Below are 25,418 nucleotides of genomic sequence, written 5' to 3' on the forward strand. Positions count from 1 at the left end.
CCCTACCCTAATATTTTTTGAGTGCTTCAATCATGAGCTGCCAGAAGCCTTCGGTGTCAAGTTCCAATCCGAATTTTGCATTAACTTCTCTTCCTGAAACCCCGTGCAGATCGATCAAAGTCGTTCCTGCCGTGAACTCACCTTTCGTTTCCACCGCTATGTTTACATCCTTCATCGTAAACAATTCCGGTGCAACCAAATAGGCCACTGTTAAAACATCGTGTACCGGCGCCCCGTCAAAGTCAAACATTTCCTTGTAGGTTGATGCAAAAAATACTAACAATTCACCAACTATTTTAGCAACCTCGTTATCGATTTCGTTCACTTGATCAATCACTTCTTTTGTTGCAAGTGCCTGATGCGTAATATCAAGTCCCATAACCGTCGTTGGAATGCCGCTGTCAAAAACCTTTTTCGCCGCTTCCGGATCAGCCCATATATTAAATTCAGCTGTTGGTGTCCAATTGCCAAATGTTCCACCGCCCATCAGGACGATTTCTTCAATATTATCTTTTATTTCCGGTGCTTTTGTTAAAGCCAGCGCAACATTTGTTAGTGGCCCCGTTGGCAGGATTGTAACAGGATCCTTCGATGATTTTACTAATCTAATGATTGTATCAGAACCGTGCTCATCACTCCAACTGCGTGAGGGTTCAGGAAAAACCGGACCGTCCAGCCCTGAATCTCCATGAATGCCGGGTGCGTTTTCCCGCAGGCGCACCAACGGCTCACTGGCTCCTTTTGAAACAACAACATCATGCAATGAAACCAGATCACATATTTTCAAAGCATTCAGCGTTGTTTTCTCAATTTCCGCATTCCCGGAAACTGTCGTTATTCCTAAAATATTTAAGCTAGGTTGCGCAGCGGCTAAAATAATCGCAAGCGCATCATCATGCCCAGGATCGCAATCCATAATTATCTTTTTCGTAGTCATTTTATTTCTCCTTTATTATAAAAGTGTGTTGGGAGTTGAGAGGTATTGCCTTAAAGTTGAGAGGGAAGGGTTATTAGTTGAGAGACTTGTGGCTCGAGTTGAGAGATAATACCTAAAGTTGAGAGAGAATGGTAATTAGTTGAGAGATAATAGATGAATCAACGGTTATCTCTCAACTTTCATGCTGCCTCTCTCAACTTCCACGCCACTTCTCTCAACTTCCGCACTACCTCTCTCAACTCCCACACCACTTCTCTCAACCTTCTCCAACTACTTCCCTTAAATCACAATTCCCATAATCGTTCCTGAAATCACAGAAGCCAATGTCGCACCTAGCAATAGTTTTAAGGCAAATTTTGATACATAATTTCCTTGTTTTTCACTGATAGACCTGATGGAACCGGCTACAATTCCGACCGTTCCGAAGTTGGCAAAGCTGACTAGATACACGGATACGATGGCTGTTGTTTTTTCAGACAGACCTGCCGAAATTTCGCCAAAGTTTAGCATGGCGACAAATTCATTCGTGACCAGTTTGGTTGCCATAATTCCACCTGCCTGTACCGCTTCTGCCCATGGAATACCCATCAGAAATGCGATTGGGGCAAAGACATAGCCGATAAGCGTTTGGAATGAAAGATCAAATACGCCGAGGAAGATTACATTAATCAATTCCATCAATGCAATAAACCCTAATAGCATGGCGGCAACGGTTACAACAAGTTTAAAACCTTCCATCACACTTTCTGAAATCATCTGGAAGAAAGGCACACGTTCACTTTCTTCAACTTTTACCAAATCTTCATTTTTTTCTAAATCATAAGGGTTGATGATATTTGCAATGATCAGCGCACTAAATATGTTCAGCACAACAGCTGTCACAACATATTTCGGCTCAAGCATCGTCATGTAAGACCCGACCATCGCCATACTTACTGCACTCATTGCCGAAGTACAAATGGTGTAAAGCCGGCGTTGAGACAACAGCGGGATTTGCTTGATAACGGTTAAGAACACTTCAGGCTGTCCAAGTACTGCTGTGGACACTGCGAAGTAACTTTCCAGCCGACCCATCCCTGTTATTTTACTTAAAACTAATCCGACATATTTGATGATAAACGGTAATACTTTGATATAATTCATGATACCTATTAAAACTGACAGGAAAACAAGTGGCAGTAAAGCAACAAATACAAACGGTGCTTCGCCTTCATTCACAATGCCGCCAAATACAAATTGGATTCCCGTATCAGCTATAGCTAACAAACCTTCAAAAAACTTACCGACACTCGTAATTATCGATAAACCAATACTTGTATGCATCATGAAGAAAACAAGTATTAATTGCACACCCAACATGATCAAAATGCGTTTATACTTTATATTTTTTCTATCATTACTAACTAAAAATGCAATCCCGAATACTAGTAAAATCCCTGTGAGCAGGAATAAGAAATTCACGTCTGTCCCTCCCTGGTGTTAGCGGTTTCAAGTTGAATGAAAAAATTCCACAGTACGTAAGAAACACTGTGGTAGTGTCCGCAAATACTTCTTATTTAAAAAACGACTTCTATAATCTCTATCTATTTTATAGAAGTCGCACATTTTCTTAAATGTAACTTTTAAGCCTATTTGTTAAAGCTTACTGCGATCTGGCTTCCTACTTTTGCATTGTGTTTTACTAGCTCAATATTGGCAGCAAGGCTCTTACCATCTGTTAATTCTTTAATTTTAGCTAACAGGAATGGTGTGCTGTCTTTACCAATAACATTGTTTTCTTTGGCTTCAATTACTGCTTGGTCAATAATGCCATTGATATAGCTTTCATCCATCGCATATTCTTCAGGGATTGGGTTCGCAATAACTGCACCACCATGCAGATTTAATTCCCATTTTGCTTTTAACGTTGCAGCAATTTCATCAATGGAATCAGCAGAAGCATTTAGCTTGAATTCACTACCTCTTGTAAAGAAAGCAGGCAGAACTTCCGTCTCATATCCAATGACAGGAACACCTTTTGTTTCCAAATATTCCAGTGTCAGTCCTAGATCCAGAATTGATTTAGCACCTGCACAAACAACAGCCACATCTGTTTGCGCTAATTCGTCCAGGTCAGCGGAAATATCCATTGTCGTTTCTGCGCCTTTATGAACCCCGCCGATACCACCTGTAACAAAGATGTTGATGCCAGCCATTTCAGCACAAATCATGGTCGAGGCAACTGTTGTCGCACCCAGTTTTTTCGTAGCAACGATTTGTGGTAAGTCACGTCTTGAAACTTTTGCAGCATCTGAGCTTTTACCCATTAATTCTAATTCATCGTTTGATAAACCAACTTTAATTTTCCCGTCAATGATCGCAATGGTAGCTGGAACCGCGCCATTATCACGGACGATCTGCTCCACTTCGCGTGCCATTGTTACGTTTTGCGGATATGGCATACCGTGTGAAATAATAGTAGATTCCAATGCAACGATAGCTTTTCCTTCCTCTTTAGCCTGCTTAACCTCTTGAGATAATTCGATATATTTTTCCATTTATATTGCCTCCATATCTAATTTTAATTGATTTTGTGATAAATCCTGTCTCACTGTATGCTTCGACAGAATCGTTTTATGGGCATTGACTAAACCTGATTGAATGACATGATCTATTTTCTGATTTTGCAGCCAGGTATGAATAACTCCTGAACAAAACGAGTCGCCCGCGCCTGTTACATCAGCAACGGTTGGCGTTTCGATTGCGGGAAAATAATGAATATCACCATTTTCCTCACCTACCATGACACCTTCAGCACCATTGGTTACAATCACATTTTTAATCCCATATGCTAACCACTGCTTCACGGCTTGTTCCCAGTCCTTTTGATCATTTATGTGCCTATCCATAAAAGTTTCTGTTTCATCCTTATTGACTATGAGCCAGCTTACAGCATCCAATTCTTTCGGAAGCCTTTCCATTTTCGGTGAAGAAACAGGGATAATGACTAGTGGAACCTGATGTTCAGCTGCGAAATCGTGGAGATAATCCAGGCTTTCACCCGGACAGTTCAGGTCGACGATAATACATTTCGCATTTTTTAACAGCTCGCGATTTTTTTCCAGCAATGCCGGTGTAATTTCATCTAAAACATCCATATCTGCAAATGCAATGGATAAATCACCATGCAAATCGATTACTGCTGTGTAAGAACCTGTTGCCGCATGATCCATTTGGGTAACATGCTCCAAATTCATAAAGGGTGACGACGAATCATAAATCCCCTGCCAGTCGGAATCGTTGCCACTAGCGGAAATTAAAGTAACTTCCTCCCCTAATCTTCCAAGGTTTTCAGCAATATTTCGTGCTACCCCACCAATTGTTCTCGAAGATTTCACCGGATTGGAGGTTCCATTTGTAATATCATGTTTCGCATAGAATTTCCTATCCACATTGGCGCCACCTATACAAACAATCGGCTGCTTATTTTTCATTTTATTAGTGATTTTTCACACCTCCACCCCTCTTGAGGACAAAAGTTTATCTTTTAAACATAAGTTTAGTATACGTTATCATTTTGAAATCGTCAATAAAAAATTACAGAAATAATCCCCATCCATTATTTGGATGGGGATTGATTAGTTTGCCAACTATTTAAACGCTTATACGCTTTTTTCTGTTTCCCAATGACGGTAAACACATACCAATAATAATAATGGCGATGCCTAATACTTGCAGTCCAGTAACGGTTTCACTTAATAAAAGGACCGAAACCATCACCGCAATTGGTAATTCGAAGGCACTCAAGATCGAGGACGTTCCCGATCCGACTTTAGGAACTGCAATTGAAAACAGGAATACCGGAATAATCATTCCAAATAGTCCCAGAGCTATCCCATATACCCAAAGCCCTTCGTTAAACAACGTCCCATCCCAAACAATTTCCGGGGATTGGAAAACAACCGTCGTTATAAATGCAAAAAAAGCAGTTAATAATAACCGGTTGGAAGTTTTCATGCCTTCAATTGGTTTGCCATTAACAAAGATGAATAGTGAGAAACAAAGCGCTGCAGCTAATCCCCATAACCAGCCCTCGATAGGTATGCCGCTTAAATCAACATCTATCAAACCAGCCGCCGGTATTGTTCCAGCAAACAATACAATTAAAGAAATCGTTTCAATTCGACTGGGCAACCTACGTTTTGCAATACAGGAAATCAGCATCCCGATCCATGTAAATTGGAACAAAAGCACCACTGCCAATGAAGCAGGTAAATAAATTAACGAACGGCCATAGACAATATTTGTTAGCCCTGTTAATACCCCTGCCAAAATGAGAATTCTAATTCCTTTAAAGCTTATTTTTGTCCGATTTGTGATCAGGAAAATAATTAAAGCAATTATAAACCCTACCATAAATTGACTTGTAATTGCCTCTGAAGCTGTAAAGCCACCGCGCATCGCCAGTTTAACAATCGTTGACACGACGCCATAACTACTAGCCGCCACAATAACCAACAGTGGATAATACCATGTTTTCATTAATCATTTCCTCCTGCTCTGTTTTATAAAATATATTAGGAAACTTGGCTGATCGCCAAGCTTTATGTTCACTTATACTGATTTGCCATAAAAGTTATTTTTTCCTATCAGTATAAATTCATAAGTATACACTATAATCATAGATGGACTTTTTGGCAATATTTAATTATGATAGAATTTAAATATAGTATGTTCAAAAGGAGGATAAAAAGGACCGAGAAGTTCGAGGCAGCGTAGTTTCGAGCAGAAGGAAAGCTTCATCGAATCTGCATCGCACGCAGGAAAGGTGTACTTCCTTTCCAAGGAGCGGAATGTATGTATTTAGATACATGAGTAGCGGAGAAACAAGCTAACGAAGAAATTCGATGTGTCATTTTTACCGGACTTTTTGAACAACCAATATAAAGTGTAAACTTCCTTTAGAAGTGAGGTTCATTCCATGAATAAAGAAAATCAAATTTTATATCATATACGTATAAATCCGTACATTTCCCAGCAGGAATTATCGAAAAAAATCGGGTTATCGCGGTCTGCAGTTGCCAATTATATTGCGAACCTTACGAAACAGGGACTAATCAAAGGGCGCGCCTATGTGCTCCAGGAGGAATCTTCCATAGTATGTATTGGTGGCGCAAACACAGATCGCAAAGCGCGGTCGGATCAAAAGGTACGCTTATATTCTTCCAATCCCGTAAAAATGGCAGAAGTTTGTGGTGGGGTCGCACGAAATTTTGCCGAAAACTTAAGCCGACTTGGCCATAACGCATCCCTGATGACCTGTGTGGGCGATGACAGGGAAGGCGACTGGATTCTGAAGGAAACGAAAAGTCAGGGAGTGGATGTTAGTCAGGTATGGAGCCTTCAGACGGAGCGGACGGGGACATATACAACTTTATTGGATGAAGACGGCGAAATGATTGTATCCATGGCAGATATGAACATTTACGAAAAAATCACAACTGCCATGCTGGAGGAAAAGTGGTCATTTATCGTGTCCGCACAAGCCGTTTTCATGGATGCAAATATCCCCAAGGATTGCATTGATTATTTAATTAAGCGATGTAAAGATGAAAATATCCCACTGTACATCGATCCTGTATCTTCAGCCAAAGGGCGAAAACTGCCCCAACGCCTTGAAGGTGTAGCATTACTGCTGCTTAACCAGGATCAGGCGGAAATGCTTGCTGGTGCCAAAATTGATTCCGTCGAGGATTGCCAAACAGCCGCCGAAAAAATTAGAGGGCGTGGCGCAGAAAAGGTAATCATCACACTTGGCGATCAGGGCGTTTATTACGCATCCCCAAAAGAATCCGGACATTTGCCACCTTTTGAAACAGACGTAGTTGATGTCACAGGGGCCGGAGACGCATTCGCATCCTGCGCAATCTTTGGAATCATGAACGGCGAATCACTACTCGGCGCCTGCCAATTAGGACTTGCCGGCTCGGCACTAACCATTCAAACGGAGGAATCTGCATCGACCCTTTTGAAGCCGGAGAAAATTTATGAGCTGGTGGAGAAGTATAGGTGACTGCGGGGCTGGCTGGGCTGGGTTGGCCCTTGCTGGGTGCGAGGTTAATTTTAATGTGTGATGGTGATGCTGGAAATGGGATGTGGTGTGGTGGGAGTTGAGAGACGTTATGCTGAAGTTGAGAGAGAATGGTCTAAAGTTGAGAGACGTTATGCTGAAGTTGAGAGACTGCCAGGCAAAGTTGAGAGAGAATGGATGAATCACCGGTTATCTCTCAACTTTCACACGGGCTCTCTCAACTTTTACAGCTATGTCTCAACTTCCACACCGCTTCTCTCAACTTTTCCAGTTATGTCTCAACTTCGACGCGCCCTTCGCTTTTATAATCTTCCCAGGATCGCTGATGGCTACTAGTTGGATGGAAAGGATTTTCCGGAAGCCTGTCAAGCTTGCACAATCCTCACATTAACCCTTACGCCATTCAACAAAAAATGTCATAATTTGTTCGCCTGTTGTTGTGCTATAATATAAATACCAAACAAGGAGGTGATAGACATGCAAAAGGAAGATCAGATCATTGGAATGCTGGAGCAGATTTTGAGTAAGCAGGATGAGCATAGCCGCATTCTTGGAGAGCATAGTGAAAAGCTGGACGAGCACAGTAAAAAATTAGATGAGCACACTCGCATTCTTGGGGAGCATAGTCAGAAACATGACAATCACAGCACGCAATTTACAGAACATAGTGACATACTCCGTGCCCTTCGAACTGGACAGGAGCATCTAAAAGCTGAAATAGATGGTATGAAAATTTCGAATGCCAGAGAGTTTGGAACGGGTACATTAAAAGAAGAAAACAATACTGTTTCCATAAATTTAAAGCTTTTGCGTGACGAGATTTGGGCAAATAGGGTGGATATAGCCCGCATTAAAAATACAATGGGAATGAATTAGCTTAAGTTTTTTTGTAAATCATATCCACCACATTCTTCAATTAGCTTCTTAGTATAATTCTACAGAAAATGCCTCAGTTTATTATAGAAATTAATGGATGGTTGGGCACAAAGCAGCCCAACCATTTTATATTTTATACAGCAAATATGTGTTGGAGTTAGTATGAAATAGTGAAAGTTGAGAGACATTATGCTTAAGTTGAGAGACGTAACAGCAAAGTTGAGAGAAAACATTGATTTCCATCATTATCTCTCAACTTACAAGCCGTATCTCTCAACTTCGCCCCGCTCTCTCTCAACTCCGACCACGTGTCTCTCAACTTCGGCCACGTATCTCTCAACTCCGACCACGCGTCATCTCCCCAACACACCCAAAAACTCCTCATAAGTCCCTGCCCCCACCAATTTCTGAACCACAGCTCCGTTCTCAATAATTTTTCCTAACAAATCATACATGGATTGCAGGTCTTCGGTGCTGTTTTTCTTTACACAAAGAAAGCAGATAAATTGTACGGACTTATCATGCCATAGAATCGGCTTTTCCAATGTGCATATGGCGAGAAATGTTGTATTTGACTTTGGGGTTATTGGATGCGGAACTGCTACCAGATTGCCGAAGGATGTTGGTGCTATTGCCTCTCTTTCTTTTACAGCATCAAGAAATGAAGATTCGACCAGGCCCCTTTCAAGCAACTCCCCATGCATAAATTCCAGAACTTCTTCTTTGGAAGCAAAGCTTTTCCTTAAAAACATAAGCTCCTTATTAAAATAACCATTTCCATTCTTACTACCCCCAGCGATAAATCCCCCTATTTTTTCCAGGTCTTGATCTCCGAGAATTGCATTTACTTCCACGACTGGCACAGGCAATTTTTCAGAAATCGGTATGGAGCTGACAATGAAATCAATATCATTTAGATCATATTGATCAAGCTTGTAATATTCTGTTGTTCCGATGACGTCCATTTCCCTGCCAAATTGGGATTTCAATTTGTAATAAATCAATTTAGCTGTTCCCAAACCGGATGCGCAGACAATCAGGCAACGCTTCGGACCTGTTTTTATTTTTTGTCGCTCGATGGCTGCTCCAATATGAAGCGCAAGATAGCCAATTTCATTTTCATTAATTTTGGTTTCTGTATGCTCTTCTATTGCTAATCCAGCTAAGATGCCTGCCTCAAATGCCAATGGGTAATTTTGTTTAATATTTCTTAGCATCGGATTTCTTACATTCATTCCATATTTATAGCGGTTGATGGAAGGTTTCAAATGCAGTCCAAGGCCGATAATTAATTCCTCATCCTGGGTTATTCCCAGATTAAATTCTGCTTCTATTTTAGCAAGGATATTCATTACCAGCTGATAAATATCCTGCTCCAGCACTTGTTCAACAACCTCTTTTGAATCATTTGCCTGGGATAGCATTTTTGTTCCGAGTAAATGGATGGCAATATAAGCAATTTCGGCTTGTGGAAATTTCACTTGAAAAGTATCCTCCACTTCCCTGACAATCTTTTCCGCTACCAGATATTCCTTCTGATCAAGAATATCCTGCATATCCGTTTGATATAATGACACGTGATATCCACTTTTGATTCGTTTGTAAGCAATTGCGATGTGTATCAGGAGATTATTTATTGCTATATCTGACAAGGTGATATGATGTTGTTCTATTTGTCTCATAATAATGGTTTGAATTTTGTCAAGATCTGATTGAGCCACGGTCGTTAGCCCGGATTCATTCGAACAATCACAAGAACCATCATTGCGGTCAAATAAATATTCTGACATACAAAAACGGCGTTTCAATTCACTGCCTGTAATCTTTAATCCATAATTCGGGCGTGATTCCAGTTGAATATCATAGTCAGCCAATCTATCTTTGACCAATTTTAAATCATTTTGGATCGTTGATTTGCTTACATAAATTTCATCTGCCAGATCATCAAGCTTTTCATATCCTTCACTTAACAATAGACGTTTGATTAAATAGCCTTCCCGTTCCTCAGGTGTTTTTGGTAAAAATGCATCAGAAACTTCTTCTTTAAAAATAGATTGTAAATATTTACGAAAACATAGATCATCATCAATGATTAATTGATAGCCTTTGCCCATTACGGAATCGACATTTGCGCCATTTTCAACAAGCAATTCATTTAAGCTTTTCACATCTTCCCTTGTGGTACGCGATGTCACTTGATTTATATTCGCCAAATATTTCCCTGTGAGTGGGCTTTCGGCAGTTATTAATTTTTGTAAAATTGTTTTCATTCTGGAGTTCAACATTGTGCTTCTTCTCCTTATAAAGTCAGTGTCTCATTCTATCCTGAAAATAAAAGGTTCTGATTCAAATCTTGAACCAGAACCCTGCATTATGCAGAATATAGTATACCTCAGATGTAAAAATTATGGCAAATAACCTTTATGGGTATCTAGTATTTGCTAAGATATAGTCTAAAATCCATTATTCTCAGAAACTTCTTTTATCCAATGCGCACTTTTCTTCAGGGTTCTTTCCTGTGTTTCGATATCAACGGAAATGAAGCCATAACGATTTTTGTATGCATTCATCCATGACCAGTTATCCATAAATGACCATAAATGATAACCTTTTGCGTTACAACCTTCTTCAATCGCTTTATGCAGCCATTTTAAATGGTCACTTATAAACTCGATGCGGTAATCATCTTGAATTTCTCCGTCTTGGATGAAACGCTCTTCACCTTCGACTCCCATTCCATTTTCAGAAATAAATGACTCGATATTTCCATAGTTTTCTTTCAGGTTGATCATGATGTCATAAATACCTTTTTCATAGATTTCCCAGCCGCGATATTTGTTCATCTTTCTGCCAGGCATTTCATAGTTATCAAAATACCAATCCGGCATAAACGGGCTATATGGATTCGGCAAATGATCCTTTGCTTTCACACGGCGTGGCTGGTAATAATTAACCCCAAGAATGTCTGCAGTGTTGGCTTTTAATAAATTAGTGTCACCTTCACTTGTTACCGGTAATTGACCATGCTCCCTTAAAATTTCAATTAATTCCGCTGGGTATTCCCCTAGTACTGCTGGATCCAGGAAGCTTCGGTTGAAAAACAAATCCGTGATTCGTGATGCTTTTAAATCAGCAGGATTTTGGCTTCTTGGATAGGATGGTGTCAGGTTTAAAATAATGCCGATTTTGCCATCTTTAATATCAAAACCGCGGAAGGCTTCAACCGCTTGCGCATGTGCAATCATCGTATGATATGCTACCTGAGTTGCACGACCTGCATCAACAACATTTGGATAATGGAAATCGTACAAATAGCCACCTTCAACGGGAACAATTGGTTCATTAAATGTAAACCATTTGCTCACCCTGTCACCAAACAAACGAAAAGCTTCTTTGGCATAGTCCGTGTAAGCATCGACTACTTCCCTATTTTCCCAGCCGCCTTCATTTTGCAATTCCAATGGCATATCAAAGTGGAATAGATTTACGAATGGCTCAATATCATTCGAAATTAGTTCATCAATGACATTATTATAAAATGTCACCGCTTCAGGATTAACATCGCCTCGGCCACCTGGAATTAATCGGGACCAGGAAATGGACATACGGAATGTATTGTGACCAATTTCCTTCATTAATTTAATATCTTCTTTATATAAATGATAGAAATCAGAAGTGGATCCAGGACCTACATTGTCAAAAAAGCGATTGGGTTCTGTTTCATACCAATGATCCCAAATATTTTTTCCCTTTCCGCCTTCATTTGCTGCACCTTCAATTTGTGTTGCAGATGTCGCGCTTCCCCACCAAAAACCTTTTGGAAATTTATAGTTTATTGACATAGATGCATTCCTCCTGTTTAATTAGTCCTTCTATTTATTTCGATAGATTTCAATAATTTCAATAGCCAGATCCCTTACCGTCATGGAAGTCATTAAGTGATCCTGTGAGTGAACTAAAATAACGTTAACGCCTTGTCCCTCACCACTTGCCTCCTCTTGAAGCAACTTTGTTTGGTGTCCATGTGCTTCACCTAATTCTGTACCTGCTTCTTCAATTAAACGATCCGCTTCAGCAAAATCACCTGTTTTTGCCTCTTGTATTGCTTCCATTGCACTGGATTTACCATTTCCAGCATGTAAAATAATCTGGAAAGCAATTTCTGTCATTTTATCCATATGTTAATCACCTCTGAAGTCTAATGAAAATGGCCCCGTAATTATTCATGGGACCATTATTTTTCTATTATTTACTTTCGCCTTTTTTCTCGGTTTCGTAATAGTTTTTATCCAGTATTTTCAGGAATGGCCACCAGATTATAACTACAACTAATAGGTTAAATGCTTGCAGAACTGCACCCTGCCAGGCATTACCTGTTGCCAGGAAACCACTTAGAATAGGTGGAGTTGTCCAAGGTACGATAATTCCTGCTGGTGGTGGAACTAGTCCAGTTGACATGGCAAAATACGTAATGATCGTTATAACAACTGGTGCAACCAGCCATGGAATAACAATTAATGGGTTCATGATAATAGGCAGTCCAAAAATGATCGGTTCATTAACATTAAATATACCCGCTGGAGCACCTAATTTCCCTAATTCCTTCAGCTGCCTGCTTCGTCCAATCATGAAGATCAAAATAATAACAGCTAAAGTCATACCTGATCCACCCATCCCAACAAGGAATGAATCGATAAATTGTTTTGTTACAATGTTTGGCAGTTCCAAACCTGCTTGAAATGCCGCTAAGTTTTCATCATTTAATGCATACCAGATTGGGTCAAAAACAGAGTTTATAATGATTTGACCATGCAAACCAAAGAACCAGAATACTTGAATTAACAATACAGCTACAATTGTTGCTGGTAACCCGCTTCCCAATTCGGTTAACGGCTGTTGAATAATGGTATAAATAAAGTTCTGAACGGTATCAAAAGAAGTATAACTAAAGATAATGCGAACGATTAAAAATACAGTTAGCGTCAATGTAATTGGAATCAGTGCACTAAATGATTTTGCTACTGCCCCAGGAACACCGGCAGGCATCTTAATCGTCCATGCTTTTTGTACAAAAAACCGATAAAGCTCTGCTGCAATAAATGCAGTGAAAATTCCAAGGAACATTCCTTCTGCACCAAGACTTGCTGTTGGGATCACACCAGATACTCCTTCAAGAACCTGTGGTGTTAAAATAAGAACAGCTGCAAGTGCTACAGCACCACCATAAATAGCTTCTCCTTCATAATGTTCGGTTAATTTATAACCAATACCAATTATTACAAATAATCCCATAATACTTAATGTCGCAGCAGATGCTGGACCTAATGCATTTTGATATGCAGTAAATGCCTCTTCACTAATTACCTTGTCAAGGAATGGGAAGTTTGCAATTACTACAAAGATTGAACCAAAGATAATTAATGGTAATGCTACCATAAAACCATCACGTAGTGCAGATAAATAGCGATTGTTATTTAATTTGTCTGCAACGGGTAATAACATATTTTCCAGAAATTCCATGAATTTATTATTCATAATCTCGTTTCCCCCACTTTTTACTATTTAATTATTCGCCAATCAACTCGAGGGCTTTATTTAAAACAGCCTCACCATCAACTCGGCCATATGCTACTGGATCAATGACATCAAACGGAATACCAACTTCCTCGGCCACTTTGCCAAACTTCTTCTTCATAAATCTCATTTGCGGTCCAATTAATAGAACATCCGCCTTTTCCATATCGGAAGGCGCTTTATCCTGAGCCACAGCCCAAATCTCAACCTCCATTCCTTTTTCCTTCGCCGCTTCCTCCATCTTTTTCACTAACAAGCTAGTTGACATCCCTGATGAACATGCTAATAATATACGTTTCATTTATAATTCCTCCTCGTTTGTTGTCGTGCTTAAGTTGTAAATCTATTGTAGAATAGAAACGCTTACATCTACACACATTGTTTTTCCGGCAGGTGGGGGAAATGATTAAGCGCTTGCATTTAGGGGGGACGGGTTTTGGGTGGGGGGTGTGCGGGTTCTGGCTGGATGATACATGGCATTCGGCCGGAGGTGCGTGGGTTTTGGTCGGGGGTGCGCAGCTTTCGGCTGGAGGTGCACGGCTTTCGGGAGGGGGTGCGGAGTTGAGAGATATTCCGGAAAAGTTGAGAGATAACCTGCTTTTGTTGAGAGGTAATTGTAGTTTTCCAGTTTATCTCTCAACTTTATGCTAATGTGTCTCAACTTTGGCCAGGTGTCTCTCAACTCCGGCTTCTATCTCTCAACTTTCTGGTGACCTGTCTCAACTTCGGCCTGGCCTCTCTCAACTTTTCAGCCATGTCTCTCACTCTCAGTAAAAGCTAGTACCTTACGTATCTATCACTTGTAAAAACTCCGTCATATCGGAAGGAGCTTTCTCGTCTTTTACATTAATTTGAATAAGATTAGAAAACTTGGTTGTCACCAAGCTTTTGGGTGACAGCCTTAGTTGCCCTTATGCAGATAGGAAAGTTTTTATACTTTCCTATCTGCCAAAAAAGTTCTCTTACATTATTAATGTAGAGAACTTATATTATATTTATTTTTTCAACAATGCTTCCACAGCGATTTGCGTTTTCAGACCTTCCAATCCATCAACAATCGGCTGTTCATCATTTTGAATACATGCAATAAAGTGTTTGATCGCATTTTCAAACCCTCGCTGCTTTCCTACCGTTTCCCATGATGGCGGAGTTTTTGTCGTAATTGTACCATTCTGTTCTATTTTCATGGTATACATATTTTCAACGCTTATTACTACACCATCTGCAAAGAGTCTCAAATGCTCCAGATCCGCTCCGGCATTACGATGCATTGCAGTGGTGAATGCTGCTTTCTGAGAGGATTCAAACGTATGTTGTGCATGGATAAGCTGGTTTTCATTATTTAGATGCATATTTTCATACATCATTTTCAGATTATCATCTGCCAGCCATCGAACGGTATCAACCACATGAATATAGTCATCCAACATAGTAAATTCATAGGAATTAGGGCCAATTCCATTCATCCTGTGCTTCTCAAATCGTACCCAATCAAACTGCCCGGCCATTTTTTTAGCTTCCATATACATTGGAGCAAACCGCCGATTAAATCCTACCATCAGCTTTCTTTTATGTTTTTCACTTAATTCCACAAGTCTTTCCGCCTCTGAAATAGTTGATGCCAGTGGCTTATCCACATAAACATCTATTCCTTTCATTAGAAGTTCTGACACCACCTCAAAGTGCGAAGCCGTCGTGCTATGTACAAAGATCGCATCACAGTTTTCCGCCAAATGACTCAAACTAGAAAACTCTTCTATTCGATACAGCTTACAAATACGCTTTCTTCTATCTGGACTTGGTGAAAATGCACCAACAAACTCCCAATCCATTTCTTTGGTAAGTGTTGGTAAATATGCCTTCTGAGCAATACCGCCTAACCCAACCATTCCTACACGCAGTTTTCTCATTATCGAATCACTCCTCTTGTTTTATTGTAGCGTTTTGGGTGAGGATTGCAAAATTAACATCTGAGTGCTATGTGTTTTCTTCATGAGGACTGTGATTGATGCGGTCAGCCATACTGTTTGATATAATAATTGGTAAAGGCTTGATATTATAGCAACAGATCGGAGGAAACAAATGATCGTCATAGAAAATAACTCACTCAAAGTAACTATCGCACAAGACGACGCAGAAGTACGGGAAGTAATCCATAAACAAAATGAAATTAGCTACATGTGGACTGGGGATAGTGCATACTGGGGACGTGTGTCTCCTGTTTTATTTCCGATTGTAGGTCGGTTAAAAGAAGATCAATACCAGGTCAAAGGAGAATCCTACAGCATGTCGCAGCATGGTTTTCTGCGTGATGTTACATTTGAAGTGGATAAACAGGAAAAAGACTCTGCTAGTTTTACATTTCAATCCGCTTGCCGCTTCACCGACATTTACCCTTATGAATTCAAAGCAACCATTCACTATAAGTTAAAAGAGGATTCACTCCTTGTTCAATGGGAAATAACAAATGAAAATAAGGGCGACATGTATTTTTCCATCGGTGCACATCCTGCGTTCAGGATTCCTTTGCTGGAAGAGGAAAACCTGGAAGATTATCATGTAAAACTGGTTCCTGCTGAAAATAAAAATGTGCTTGAATATGGAATAAAAGACTCGCTTATTCATAAAAAAGGAACTGCTCATGATTACGAGAGGATTCCACTCCAGGCGTCTCTTTTTGAAAATGATGCACTCATTTACAGCAATATTGATCGAGTGACATTAGAATCTAGCAAATCGAATCGTGGTATTGAAGTTACATTAAAAGATTTTCCATTTGTGGGGATCTGGTCGAAATATGATGAGCAGAATGGGACGATTGCTCCGTTCGTTTGCATTGAGCCCTGGCATGGGATTGCGGATATGCATGATACAAGTGGTAATTTAAAGGATAAATTCGGAATCAACAAGCTTGGGGCTGGTGAAATATTTCAAGCGGAGTATGGGATGAGGTTTAAATAATTGAGTCACTTGTGAAGCTGATGCAAATTAGGGATAAAGTTAGTCAAAATGATGATCTACACATTGACAGTATAATAAATAAAAATTATACTATACTTAGAATAAGGTGCCAGGTAGCGCTAACTACCCGAACACCGGCAACTACAGACCGCATTAAGAGCGGTTGACCAATAGTACTTTTGTTAAGACTGAAAGAAGTAATCGCTGACCATGGTCTGGGGCGGTTACTTCTTTTTGTTGAGGTAGACGACAATAGTCACAATTAGTGTAAGCATCGCAATTTGTAATAAACCAAATTGTGCTAGCAAACTGAATACTTCAAATGTCGTCATCCTACCACCTCCCCTCTTAAGAGAGAGAACTAAGAAAAAGAGATGGCCAACCGCCCACAATACCTATGTAGTTGTTGATTTTATTTTAGCATATAAGCTGGTAGATTAGTAGCAAACATAGGAATATCTGTTCGAATATTAAACTAAACTTTTCCCAACTCTCTATCCAACAAATTCTTCGCTTCTTTCAACCAACTCATCGCCATCAGCATATTGCCGCCTGAGTTCATATGCACACCATCTGTCGTAAGTTTATATTCATTAGCTGTTTGCAAATAATCAATAAACGCCTTATGTGTTGGTACAACAATAGTCTGGAATTCTTTTGCTAATCTTTGGACAATATTTACATAGGGAATGAGCTTTGTATTCCCTTCCGAATGGATATTTTCTTCAATCACAGTTGGCTCCATCAGTATAATCGTTGCATTCGTTTTTGCTTTTACCTCTGACAGAAGGTCATGATAAACTTGTTCAAATTGTTCGGGGTAAACCTGTTCCATCTCTTTACGATCCAATTGCCTCCATACATCATTAATCCCAATCGATACTGAAACAATATCTGGATTTAATGCAATAACATCCGTCTCCCATCTGGAAGCTAAATCTGTTATTCGATTGCCGCCGACACCTTGATTTACGATAGTTAAATGTTTAGCGGGATATGTGATTTTTAGATAATCGTGTAAAATCCGTACATACCCAATACCAATTTTTTCTGGATCTTCTTTCCTGCCCGATTCTGTAATGCTGTCTCCGATAAATATAATTCGTTTGGACATTCTTTTTCCCTCCTATCTGTTTGTAAGCAATTATCGTGGTAGTTTTGTAGTTGGGCAAGTTCTGCTTCTTATTGAATTAGAAATAGCCCTTTGCATAGAGTAAGAATCAACCTGGTTACTCCAAATACCTCGATAAATTACTAAACCAAAATCCCTGGCACTGTAGTATTAAACCAGGGATTTCCGTTACTATGTAGTAAAGAGCTAATACTTTCTCCTTCACTTACAATTACGCTTCACCTCAACAAAGACTCTGCACCATCAATATATAGTTCTGTGCCAGTAATATGGCTTGATTCATCTGAGGCTAAAAAATGAATTAAATCTGCTACCTGCTCTGGACTGCCGGCACCATGCTCGAGAGGCTGGTTTCCTTCTGGGTATTCGATAGGAATTTCAACTTTATTCAGATTATTTTGATCTGAAAAGGTGTTTTCGCCAATATTCGTCTTTATCGCTCCTGGACAGATGATATTAACTCTAATCTGGTACTCTGCCAATTCCAAGGCTGCCATTTTTCCAAAAGCCATTTGGCCGGCTTTTGAGGAACTGTATGCAGACATTCCGAAACCGGAGAAGGTCCTATTTCCATTGATAGAACTTGTTATTACAATGCTTCCACCATGATTTTTCATATGAGGTATAGCAAATTTCACAGTAAGAAACGTGCTCTTTAGATTAGTCGTTAATGTTTGATCCCAGTCATCAGCTGTAAGATCCTCAATTGGGGCAACACGCCCGTTTATTCCTGCATTTGCAAAAACAAAATCTAAACTGCCCCACCTCTCAACAACTTCTTGAATACTTGCTTCTACTTCCTGGGGATTGGAGACATCCGTATCTAAAACTATTGCCTCCCCTCCATCGTTTTCAATCTCTTTCTTTACTGTTGCCGCATTTTCCTCTTTCAAATCAATCAGGGCTAATTTTGCACCTGATTTCGCCAAACGTAGTGCTGCAGCTTTACCTATACCAGATGCCGCTCCAGTAACTATTGCCACTTTATTTTCCAACGTATGTTTTGTCATCATTTACCTCCCATTTTACATGTTAGTTTATCCTTTTAAAAGGATGCTATGTATTTGGGATTACTGCATTATTCACTTTAGAATCCGCTCCACCTGTATCTGCCTTACACACCAATCCACTTTTTCAGGGTCGATTTGCCCGGTTTTGGCCTGCATCGCGTTTAATACACCCATGGACAATCCATATTTTATGAGTTCTTCCCCTGCCAGGTGCCGTGCAATACCCGCTGCAAAGCCTGCGATTACCGAATCTCCAGAGCCAACTGGATTTACTGCATCGATCTTTGGCGCAGTAGCCCGGTAGACAGCATTATTATGTTTCACCAAAGCCCCATTTTTCCCCAGTGTCACAACCACCCATGGAATATCAGCAAATAAAATTGAGTTTAGTGCTTCTACAATCTGTCGTTCAGTTGTTAACTTTTCGCCAAGTAAATCCGCCAGTTCCTCCTGGTTTGGTTTTATTAAATAAGGACTGTTTCCGCTACCGAGTGCTTGTGCAAGCAGTTCTCCTTTTGTATCCAATAAAACCGGCGTGCCATTACGATTAGCTATACCTATGATTTTTTCATAAAAGTCATTGGCTAACCCTTTGGGCAGGCTGCCGGATATTGTTACAACATTAGCCTGCTGTAAATTCTCGGGAAGTTTTTCTAAAAACAGCTCCGCTTCCTTTTTGGCAATCACAGGGCCACCTTCAAGAATCTCTGTCTGTTTTTCATCATGAATGACGGCAATGCAATTTCTGGTTTCCCCCTGAATTTCTGTAAAAAAATCATAAATGCCAAGCAGTGAAATTTCACTGCGGATAAAATCGCCCAGATTTCCACCAAGAAACCCCGCAGCACCAACTTCTGCTTCCAACTGCTTCAATACTCTGCTTACATTTAATCCCTTTCCACCGGCAGTTTTAGAAACATCCGCAATACGGTTCACCGTGTCCTGATTAAACGAATCTGATTTATAGCTGATGTCGACAGAAGGGTTTAATGTGATTGTTAGAATCATTGTTTGTCACCTCGTTTTTTCAGGAAATGATAGAGTTAATGTTTACGCCTTTCCATCACTCATACAAATTAATATTTTTTCAATAACTGCTTCTTTCATTTTAGCCTTTGCTGGATTCAAATATTTTCTCGGATCGGTTTCGTTTGGATTTGCTATTAAATGCTCACGCAATGTTTCAGAAAATGGAATCTTCAGCTCTGTTGAAACGTTCACCTTGGCACATCCCAGGGCTATACATTTTTGCACATCCTCCTTAGAAATTCCGGAAGCACCATGCAACACAATCGGAATATCTATCAGACTCTTAATTTTCTCCAGACGCTTAAAATCAAGATTCGGTTCCGTTTCATATAGCCCGTGCCCAGTACCGATTGCGACAGCCAACGAGTCAATGCCCGTCCGTTCAACAAATTCCTGAACCGTGTCCGGATCTGTGTAAGCCGCATCTTCTGCCTCCACAATCAGATCATCTTCCTGTCCGACCAGCTTCCCAAGTTCCGCCTCAATAGTTGCGCCAAATTCATGAGCCTTGTCAGCAACTTTTTTTGAAATCGCAATATTTTCTTCAAATGTACTGTGTGACCCGTCAATCATCACAGACTTCGTGCCAAGCTTCAGTGACTCCTCGATTGATTCAAAAGTTTCATGGTGATCCAGATGCAATGCAATCGGAATATCATTTTCCTTCGCAGCAACATCCGCAATCGCCTGTATGTAAGCACGCCCCGCATATTTCATTGTCCCTGGCGTTGCAGCAAGAATTACCGGTGAACGCATCTCCACAGCTGCATCAACAACCGTCTGTATCGTTTCCAGATTGTGTATATTAAACGCCGGCACCGCATACCCTTCCCGGCGCGCCTTGATTAGCATTTCACTTGTATTTTGAATGTTTGTCATCTTATTCCTCCTTTTGTTAGCTGAGTCCTAGTGTTTGGGTGGATTGTGTTGAAAGTTGTGCGACAACTCCCGATTGCTGTGCAGCAACCTGTAAAAGTTGTGTGGCATCAGCGAATTCCTGGTGTGGTGCACAACTTTTCGCGTGTGGTGCACGACTTCGGCTCCATGATGCACAACTTCGACCCCGCGGTGCACGACTTCGGCACCATGGTACGCGACTTCCGAACCACGCCGCACGACCTCCACACAACATCGCACAACCTCACCAATCCCACTACTCGCTCCTACTTCACATAATCATAAATCGTTACGCCTTTTACAACACGATTCACTCGGCCATCTGGGCTTGGGTTATCTGGTGTGATGCCAAGCTGAATGGATTTTTTCAATGCTAAGGTTTGTGCAAAAATGACATACAATAATGCCAATGAAAAGTCACTGCTTAATGATTCTTTGCTCTGGTTGACAGGCAAGGACCAGTCTGCAAGATTTTCCACTTCCTCATCACTTTTTTCCGTGAGTGCAACAATTTTAATTCCCGAGTCATCTGAAGCAAGTTCACGCAGAATGTCCATGTCGTATTTCCTTGTATGTGGATCTTTTGAAATAAACAAAACTACTACAGAATTTTCATTCAAAATTGACTTCGGACCATGGCGGAATCCGAGTGATGATTCGTGTACTGCCACGACTTTCCCTGCGGACAGCTCTAGCATTTTTAAGGCTGCTTCATGGGATAATTGTGCGAGCAGACCCGAACCAAGGTAGACAATTCGCTCAATATCAATATTTAGAACCTCGTCAACTACCGCTCCTACCGAATCAACCAGGTGCTCAGCATTTGCTATCAGCTGAGTGGATTCGCTTCCTGTAATCGCATTTGCAGTAAACAGCGCATATGCAGTCAGAATCATGCTTGTAAAACTGCTTGTCATCGCAAACCCTTGGTCATGTGCCTTTTCCGGTGTCAATAAAGTTATACTGTTTTGATCGTCCATCGTATTTTTTGCCAATTGTCCATCCTTGTTGCATGTAACCACAACCTGATAAAAATCATCAATAATTTCCTCACCAAGTTCAACTGCCGCAACGCTTTCTGGGCTGTTGCCTGATCTGGCGAAAGAAACCAGAACAGTTGGGCTATTTTTAAACAAGTACTGTGTTGGGTTAGAAACAATATCTGTCGTTGGGATTGATTCAAATTGAACATTCTCCTGATTTTGCCTGCGCAGTTCAGGGACTAGTGTGTCGCCTGCGAAAGCGGATGTGCCAGCACCAGTGAAAATAACCCTTACATTTTCATGCTTTGCGTAAATAGATTCAATAAATTCCTGGCAAACATCCTTTTGTTGATAAAAGTTAGTTACAACCTCTTTCCACACTGCAGGCTGCTGATAAATTTCATTCGCAGTATGTACTGCCTTATTTTTTTCTAATTGTTGTGCTGTTAAGTTAAACACGAAATTCCTCCCTTTGTTTTATCTTGTGGTTATGTTGTCATAACCAGTTAAATTAAACTACCCGCTGATTTTTATGTTAATTCAACGGTGTAATCAAACTTGTCTCCTCTGGCCACGCTGACTGTATATTCGATTAATTGATCCTGATGATAGGCATGGCGTCTAATGAGCATTGCCGGCTGATTGATCTGCATGTTTAAATGATTTGCTTCTGCCTCTCCTACGCTTGTGGCTGCGAACCGTTCAATCGCTTTTGTCACTGAAACCTGATAATCCTGATAGAAAATATCATACATTGGTCTCTTGTTGAGATCGGTTTCCTTAAGCTTCGGAAAAATTTTCTTCGGCAAATAGGAGGTTTCGTACAGCAGTGCTTCCTTATCTGCAAGACGCAGGCGAACTACTTGAAAGGCTTCCTCGTAGGGATCCACTTCCATTTTCGAGGCCAAATGTTCATCGACAGTAATTTGTTTAAAAGACAAAACTTCCGTTGTAGGTGTTTTGCCCATTTTTTTCATTTCTTCTGTAAAACTATATAATTTTACCAAATTTTGATTGATGGACTTTGGAGCAACAAAAGTGCCCTTCCCATGAAGCTTGTAAATATAGCCTTCCCGCTTCAGCTCCTGCAGCGCCTGCCTTACTGTAATCCGGCTCATATTATAAATCTCACAAAGCTCACGCTCAGAATTAAGTTTTTCATTTTCACGAAATTTCCCACTGTCTATTTTCTTAATTAAGTCTTCCATTAACTGTAAATATAATGGCACCCTATTTTTCTTATCCAATCGCTTGTATCACACCACCTTTTCAACCAGACTGGTTATAACCAGTTGATTTTATTATATATTATTTTAACGATTACTACAACATCACTGATTGTTTTTGGTGTTGCACGCTTTAACTTTCGATATAAAACCGTTCAAGGGGAGTCTTTTTCCAATAATAGAACTCCCTTGAACCATTTACAAAATTACTACCTGTATTCAGGCAGCCAATCCCCATGTGCCTCAATTAAGTCATCACAAAGGGCAACAATATCATCAATCGATAATTCAGCTGATGTATGTGGATCCAACATGGCCGCCTGATAAATATGTTCCTTTTTACCAGTCATTGCAGCTTCAATTGTAAGTAGCTGTGTATTGACATTCGTACGATTCAGAGCCGCCAATTGTTCAGGCAAATCGCCGACATACGTAGGTGTTACACCATTTGCATCCACCAGGCAAGGGACTTCGACACATGCTTTCTCAGGTAGATTGCTGATTAGGCGCCCCGTGTTTAGCACATTTCCGCCAATTTTTATCGGCTGATTCGTCTCCATCGCCTCAATAATATACGAACCATACTCATGTGTACGGCTATGTGCCAGGGTTTTATTTTCAATTAAATCATTGCGCATTTCCTTCCATCGATCTATTTGATTGACGCAGCGTCTTGGATATTCATCCAACGGGATATTAAAACGATCAATTAACTCCGGATACTTACTTTTGATAAAATAAGGATGGTATTCCGCATTATGTTCGGATGACTCTGTCACGTAGTAGCCAAACCGCTGCATTAACTCAAAACGGATCATATCATCGTGCTTGTTCTTTTGCTTTACGTTCGCTCTTTTCTTGATTTCCGGGTACAAATCCTCCCCATTCCGACTTATTTCAAGTAACCAGGCCATGTGATTGATTCCAGCTATTTTGGATTGAATGTTGTCTGTCGGCATATCCAGTGACTTCAGCAGGTGATCCGCACAGACCTGAACACTATGACATAATCCAACCGTTTTAATATCGGTATAGCGGTTCATGGCCCCAGTTAACGCAGCCATCGGATTTGTATAATTCAGGAACCAGGCATCTGGACAAACCTCCTCCATATCTCTTGCAAAATCCATCATCACCGGAATTGTTCTCAAGGATCGAAATAGACCGCCTATTCCAATCGTATCTGCAATCGTCTGACGCAATCCGTATTTCTTTGGAATTTCAAAATCAATGATTGTACTCGGATCATATCCACCAACCTGAATTGCATTGATCACATAGTTTGCGCCCATTAATGCATCTTTCCTGTCAGTGTAGGAAACTACTTTTACCGTGGAGCCAAGGTTTTCTTTTATATTAGTCAGCATAACCTCGGAATCTTTCAGTCTTTCATGGTCAATATCAAATAGAGCAAATTCAAATCCTTGTAATGCAGGAACGGTCATACAATCCCCGAGCACATTCTTGGCAAAAACCGTACTCCCCGCACCTAAAAATGTAATTTTAGACATACAGCCAACTCCTTTTCATTGAATGTTTTTAAATAAAATAGACTAAAATTGCTGTGGTATAATAAATTTATCAAACTCCTTTTTAATATTCCAAATATTTGTTATACTAATGATAATGTCAGAATATAACTTTTACAATGGTAAAAATATGAGAAAGGAGGGTAAAATATTGCTACCAAATAAGCCGCCCTATTACCGAACCTATGGCGTTCATTTCAGCGGAAGCAATCAGCAGCGAATTGCCGGGATTTTTTCTCTTGGGTGGGAAAAACAGATGCTTTCAACCTATAATTGGGATGGTCTAAAGCGGAGTGAAAAAGGCAAAATTATTTTCCAATATACATTAAAAGGGCATGGCGAAATTCGAGTGAACCAACAAACGTTTCGTCTGAAGCCAGGAACTGCCTTTTTTGTGAACATCCCAAGTGATCACAGATACTATCTGCCAGAGGACTCAAAGGAATGGGAGTTCATTCATCTGACCCTTTTTGGTGATGAAAGCAATCAAGTTTTTCAGGAAATAACGAAAAAAATAGGGAATATCATCCATTTGGATATAAATTCCCCGCCAATCCAGCTCATTTTCGACCTTTATGATAAGGCGATACATGATGAGATACATGATGCTTATGAAGCTTCTGCTTATGCTTACAACTTTTTAATGGAGCTGTCCCGTTTTATTTCCACTAATGGTGACCGGAATCAAAAGTGGCCTGATTCCATTTCAAAGGCGATCCAATTTATTCACAGTCGCTATACAACATACATCACCCTGGACGATATTGTGGAAGCATCTGGTCTTTCCAAGTATCATTTTTCAAGACTTTTTCATCAGACAATGAAAATAACACCACTGCAGTATGTAACAAGAACCAGAATAAATGAGGCTATTAAACTGTTGAAAAATGAAGCGTTGACCATTGAGGAAATTTCTCAGCGTGTAGGATTTTCCAATGGAAACTACTTCGGTAAAGTGTTTCGCTCATCTATTGGTGTATCCCCAGGAAAGTACCGGGATAAAAAATCCTTTATTCCTGTTGATCAACTGATTCCAGAGAACTAAATGTCTAAAAGTGAGCCCTGCCCGGATTTGCCAGAGCGTCCCATCTACACCAAGCTTTCTTTGACGGGACGCAATCTTTCCAGGTTTCCACCATGTTAAATAACGCTAAGTCAGTCCAAAGCATGGCTTAGCAGTTATAACTTTTATCA

Annotated in this window: 24 protein-coding genes; 5 read left to right on the plus strand and 19 right to left on the minus strand. The window is 40.3% G+C overall.

All coding sequences use genetic code 11. The features are described from left to right. Positions 1-7: 7 nt before the first annotated feature. From CIL05_RS00220 to CIL05_RS00240, 5 genes are all read right to left on the minus strand, one after another. Positions 8-937: a nucleoside hydrolase gene (locus CIL05_RS00220; RefSeq protein ID WP_095653491.1), complete on the minus strand. Its 930-nt coding sequence runs from the start codon at positions 935-937 to the stop codon at positions 8-10. A 279-nt stretch (positions 938-1,216) separates the two neighbouring features. Continuing rightward, positions 1,217-2,398, minus strand: a complete 1,182-nt coding sequence (locus tag CIL05_RS00225; protein WP_095653492.1) for a NupC/NupG family nucleoside CNT transporter — start codon at positions 2,396-2,398, stop codon at positions 1,217-1,219. Positions 2,399-2,565: 167 nt separating this feature from the next. Next, positions 2,566-3,474, minus strand: a complete 909-nt coding sequence (locus CIL05_RS00230; protein WP_095653493.1) for a pseudouridine-5'-phosphate glycosidase — start codon at positions 3,472-3,474, stop codon at positions 2,566-2,568. Continuing rightward, entirely contained in the window at positions 3,475-4,410 is a 936-nt protein-coding gene (locus CIL05_RS00235) for a carbohydrate kinase family protein (protein ID WP_095653494.1), read from the minus strand. It abuts the gene before it with no gap. A gap of 160 nt (positions 4,411-4,570) precedes the next feature. Further along, positions 4,571-5,458, minus strand: a complete 888-nt coding sequence (locus tag CIL05_RS00240; protein WP_095653495.1) for an EamA family transporter — start codon at positions 5,456-5,458, stop codon at positions 4,571-4,573. Positions 5,459-5,897: 439 nt separating this feature from the next. On the opposite strand from CIL05_RS00240, the gene CIL05_RS00245 reads away from it, so the two are divergent. Both CIL05_RS00245 and CIL05_RS00250 read left to right on the plus strand, forming a co-directional pair. Further along, positions 5,898-6,989, plus strand: coding sequence for a carbohydrate kinase (locus CIL05_RS00245; RefSeq protein ID WP_095653496.1), 1,092 nt, complete (start codon positions 5,898-5,900; stop codon positions 6,987-6,989). 495 nt (positions 6,990-7,484) lie between these two features. Then, complete coding sequence (locus tag CIL05_RS00250; protein ID WP_095653497.1) at positions 7,485-7,883, plus strand: hypothetical protein; 399 nt, start codon at positions 7,485-7,487, stop codon at positions 7,881-7,883. 353 nt (positions 7,884-8,236) lie between these two features. On the opposite strand, the gene CIL05_RS00255 is transcribed toward CIL05_RS00250, so the two are convergent. The 6 genes from CIL05_RS00255 to CIL05_RS00285 form a co-directional block, all read right to left on the minus strand. Next, positions 8,237-10,168: a BglG family transcription antiterminator gene (locus tag CIL05_RS00255; protein WP_095653498.1), complete on the minus strand. Its 1,932-nt coding sequence runs from the start codon at positions 10,166-10,168 to the stop codon at positions 8,237-8,239. A gap of 168 nt (positions 10,169-10,336) precedes the next feature. Continuing rightward, positions 10,337-11,725: a glycoside hydrolase family 1 protein gene (locus CIL05_RS00260; RefSeq protein ID WP_095653499.1), complete on the minus strand. Its 1,389-nt coding sequence runs from the start codon at positions 11,723-11,725 to the stop codon at positions 10,337-10,339. A 30-nt stretch (positions 11,726-11,755) separates the two neighbouring features. Continuing rightward, entirely contained in the window at positions 11,756-12,061 is a 306-nt protein-coding gene (locus CIL05_RS00265) for a PTS sugar transporter subunit IIA (RefSeq protein ID WP_095653500.1), read from the minus strand. Positions 12,062-12,128: 67 nt separating this feature from the next. After that, a complete protein-coding gene (gene celB / locus CIL05_RS00270; protein ID WP_095653501.1) occupies positions 12,129-13,418 on the minus strand; it encodes a PTS cellobiose transporter subunit IIC in 1,290 nt (429 codons plus the stop codon). Positions 13,419-13,449: 31 nt separating this feature from the next. After that, positions 13,450-13,758 (minus strand): PTS sugar transporter subunit IIB, encoded by a 309-nt coding sequence (locus CIL05_RS00275; RefSeq protein WP_095653502.1) that lies wholly within the window; start codon positions 13,756-13,758, stop codon positions 13,450-13,452. Positions 13,759-14,452: 694 nt separating this feature from the next. Beyond that, positions 14,453-15,367 (minus strand): Gfo/Idh/MocA family protein, encoded by a 915-nt coding sequence (locus tag CIL05_RS00285; protein ID WP_095653504.1) that lies wholly within the window; start codon positions 15,365-15,367, stop codon positions 14,453-14,455. Positions 15,368-15,539: 172 nt separating this feature from the next. On the opposite strand from CIL05_RS00285, the gene CIL05_RS00290 reads away from it, so the two are divergent. Further along, positions 15,540-16,418: an aldose 1-epimerase family protein gene (locus CIL05_RS00290; protein ID WP_095653505.1), complete on the plus strand. Its 879-nt coding sequence runs from the start codon at positions 15,540-15,542 to the stop codon at positions 16,416-16,418. Positions 16,419-16,642: 224 nt separating this feature from the next. Here CIL05_RS00290 and CIL05_RS22525 read toward each other — a convergent pair whose 3' ends face one another. The 5 genes from CIL05_RS22525 to gatY form a co-directional block, all read right to left on the minus strand. After that, positions 16,643-16,750, minus strand: coding sequence for a putative holin-like toxin (locus CIL05_RS22525; RefSeq protein ID WP_240510068.1), 108 nt, complete (start codon positions 16,748-16,750; stop codon positions 16,643-16,645). 143 nt (positions 16,751-16,893) lie between these two features. Further along, positions 16,894-17,532, minus strand: a complete 639-nt coding sequence (locus tag CIL05_RS00295; RefSeq protein ID WP_095653506.1) for an SGNH/GDSL hydrolase family protein — start codon at positions 17,530-17,532, stop codon at positions 16,894-16,896. Between the two features lie 236 nt (positions 17,533-17,768). Then, positions 17,769-18,560: an SDR family oxidoreductase gene (locus CIL05_RS00300; RefSeq protein WP_095653507.1), complete on the minus strand. Its 792-nt coding sequence runs from the start codon at positions 18,558-18,560 to the stop codon at positions 17,769-17,771. Positions 18,561-18,632: 72 nt separating this feature from the next. After that, the gene (locus CIL05_RS00305) at positions 18,633-19,568 is read right to left on the minus strand and encodes a hexose kinase (protein ID WP_095653508.1); all 936 of its coding nucleotides are present in this window, start codon (positions 19,566-19,568) and stop codon (positions 18,633-18,635) included. A 42-nt stretch (positions 19,569-19,610) separates the two neighbouring features. After that, entirely contained in the window at positions 19,611-20,468 is an 858-nt protein-coding gene (gatY, locus tag CIL05_RS00310) for a tagatose-bisphosphate aldolase subunit GatY (protein WP_095653509.1), read from the minus strand. Between the two features lie 48 nt (positions 20,469-20,516). Here gatY and CIL05_RS21950 point away from each other — a divergent pair, with 48 nt between their 5' ends. After that, the gene (locus CIL05_RS21950) at positions 20,517-20,765 is read left to right on the plus strand and encodes a hypothetical protein (RefSeq protein WP_133065285.1); all 249 of its coding nucleotides are present in this window, start codon (positions 20,517-20,519) and stop codon (positions 20,763-20,765) included. Here CIL05_RS21950 and CIL05_RS00320 read toward each other — a convergent pair. The 3 genes from CIL05_RS00320 to CIL05_RS00330 all read right to left on the minus strand — a co-directional run bounded on the left by CIL05_RS00320 (position 20,753) and on the right by CIL05_RS00330 (position 24,206). After that, positions 20,753-21,928: an SIS domain-containing protein gene (locus CIL05_RS00320; protein ID WP_095653511.1), complete on the minus strand. Its 1,176-nt coding sequence runs from the start codon at positions 21,926-21,928 to the stop codon at positions 20,753-20,755. The genes CIL05_RS21950 and CIL05_RS00320 overlap by 13 nt on opposite strands. A 71-nt stretch (positions 21,929-21,999) precedes the next feature. Then, complete coding sequence (locus CIL05_RS00325; RefSeq protein ID WP_095653512.1) at positions 22,000-22,716, minus strand: GntR family transcriptional regulator; 717 nt, start codon at positions 22,714-22,716, stop codon at positions 22,000-22,002. Positions 22,717-22,904: 188 nt separating this feature from the next. Next, positions 22,905-24,206, minus strand: coding sequence for an alpha-glucosidase/alpha-galactosidase (locus tag CIL05_RS00330; RefSeq protein WP_095653513.1), 1,302 nt, complete (start codon positions 24,204-24,206; stop codon positions 22,905-22,907). Positions 24,207-24,375: 169 nt separating this feature from the next. Between CIL05_RS00330 and CIL05_RS00335 the strand changes: the two genes are divergently transcribed. Then, positions 24,376-25,269: an AraC family transcriptional regulator gene (locus CIL05_RS00335; protein WP_165769006.1), complete on the plus strand. Its 894-nt coding sequence runs from the start codon at positions 24,376-24,378 to the stop codon at positions 25,267-25,269. The last annotated feature ends 149 nt before the right edge of the window (positions 25,270-25,418 follow it).

The organism is Virgibacillus profundi (assembly GCF_002287375.1).
Lineage (GTDB): Bacteria > Bacillota > Bacilli > Bacillales > Amphibacillaceae > Virgibacillus_K > Virgibacillus_K profundi.

Excerpts from the sequence above, each read along its gene's own strand:
- CIL05_RS00220 (WP_095653491.1), bottom strand. The coding sequence starts at position 937 with ATGACTACGAAAAAGATAATTATGGATTGCGATCCTGGGCATGATGAT.
- CIL05_RS00230 (WP_095653493.1), bottom strand. The coding sequence starts at position 3,474 with ATGGAAAAATATATCGAATTATCTCAAGAGGTTAAGCAGGCTAAAGAG.
- CIL05_RS00235 (WP_095653494.1), bottom strand. The coding sequence starts at position 4,410 with ATGAAAAATAAGCAGCCGATTGTTTGTATAGGTGGCGCCAATGTGGAT.
- CIL05_RS00240 (WP_095653495.1), bottom strand. The coding sequence starts at position 5,458 with ATGAAAACATGGTATTATCCACTGTTGGTTATTGTGGCGGCTAGTAGT.
- CIL05_RS00245 (WP_095653496.1), top strand. The coding sequence starts at position 5,898 with ATGAATAAAGAAAATCAAATTTTATATCATATACGTATAAATCCGTAC.
- CIL05_RS00250 (WP_095653497.1), top strand. The coding sequence starts at position 7,485 with ATGCAAAAGGAAGATCAGATCATTGGAATGCTGGAGCAGATTTTGAGT.
- CIL05_RS00255 (WP_095653498.1), bottom strand. The coding sequence starts at position 10,168 with ATGTTGAACTCCAGAATGAAAACAATTTTACAAAAATTAATAACTGCC.
- CIL05_RS00260 (WP_095653499.1), bottom strand. The coding sequence starts at position 11,725 with ATGTCAATAAACTATAAATTTCCAAAAGGTTTTTGGTGGGGAAGCGCG.
- CIL05_RS00265 (WP_095653500.1), bottom strand. The coding sequence starts at position 12,061 with ATGGATAAAATGACAGAAATTGCTTTCCAGATTATTTTACATGCTGGA.
- celB (WP_095653501.1), bottom strand. The coding sequence starts at position 13,418 with ATGAATAATAAATTCATGGAATTTCTGGAAAATATGTTATTACCCGTT.
- CIL05_RS00275 (WP_095653502.1), bottom strand. The coding sequence starts at position 13,758 with ATGAAACGTATATTATTAGCATGTTCATCAGGGATGTCAACTAGCTTG.
- CIL05_RS00285 (WP_095653504.1), bottom strand. The coding sequence starts at position 15,367 with ATGAGAAAACTGCGTGTAGGAATGGTTGGGTTAGGCGGTATTGCTCAG.
- CIL05_RS00290 (WP_095653505.1), top strand. The coding sequence starts at position 15,540 with ATGATCGTCATAGAAAATAACTCACTCAAAGTAACTATCGCACAAGAC.
- CIL05_RS22525 (WP_240510068.1), bottom strand. The coding sequence starts at position 16,750 with ATGACGACATTTGAAGTATTCAGTTTGCTAGCACAATTTGGTTTATTA.
- CIL05_RS00295 (WP_095653506.1), bottom strand. The coding sequence starts at position 17,532 with ATGTCCAAACGAATTATATTTATCGGAGACAGCATTACAGAATCGGGC.
- CIL05_RS00300 (WP_095653507.1), bottom strand. The coding sequence starts at position 18,560 with ATGACAAAACATACGTTGGAAAATAAAGTGGCAATAGTTACTGGAGCG.
- CIL05_RS00305 (WP_095653508.1), bottom strand. The coding sequence starts at position 19,568 with ATGATTCTAACAATCACATTAAACCCTTCTGTCGACATCAGCTATAAA.
- gatY (WP_095653509.1), bottom strand. The coding sequence starts at position 20,468 with ATGACAAACATTCAAAATACAAGTGAAATGCTAATCAAGGCGCGCCGG.
- CIL05_RS00330 (WP_095653513.1), bottom strand. The coding sequence starts at position 24,206 with ATGTCTAAAATTACATTTTTAGGTGCGGGGAGTACGGTTTTTGCCAAG.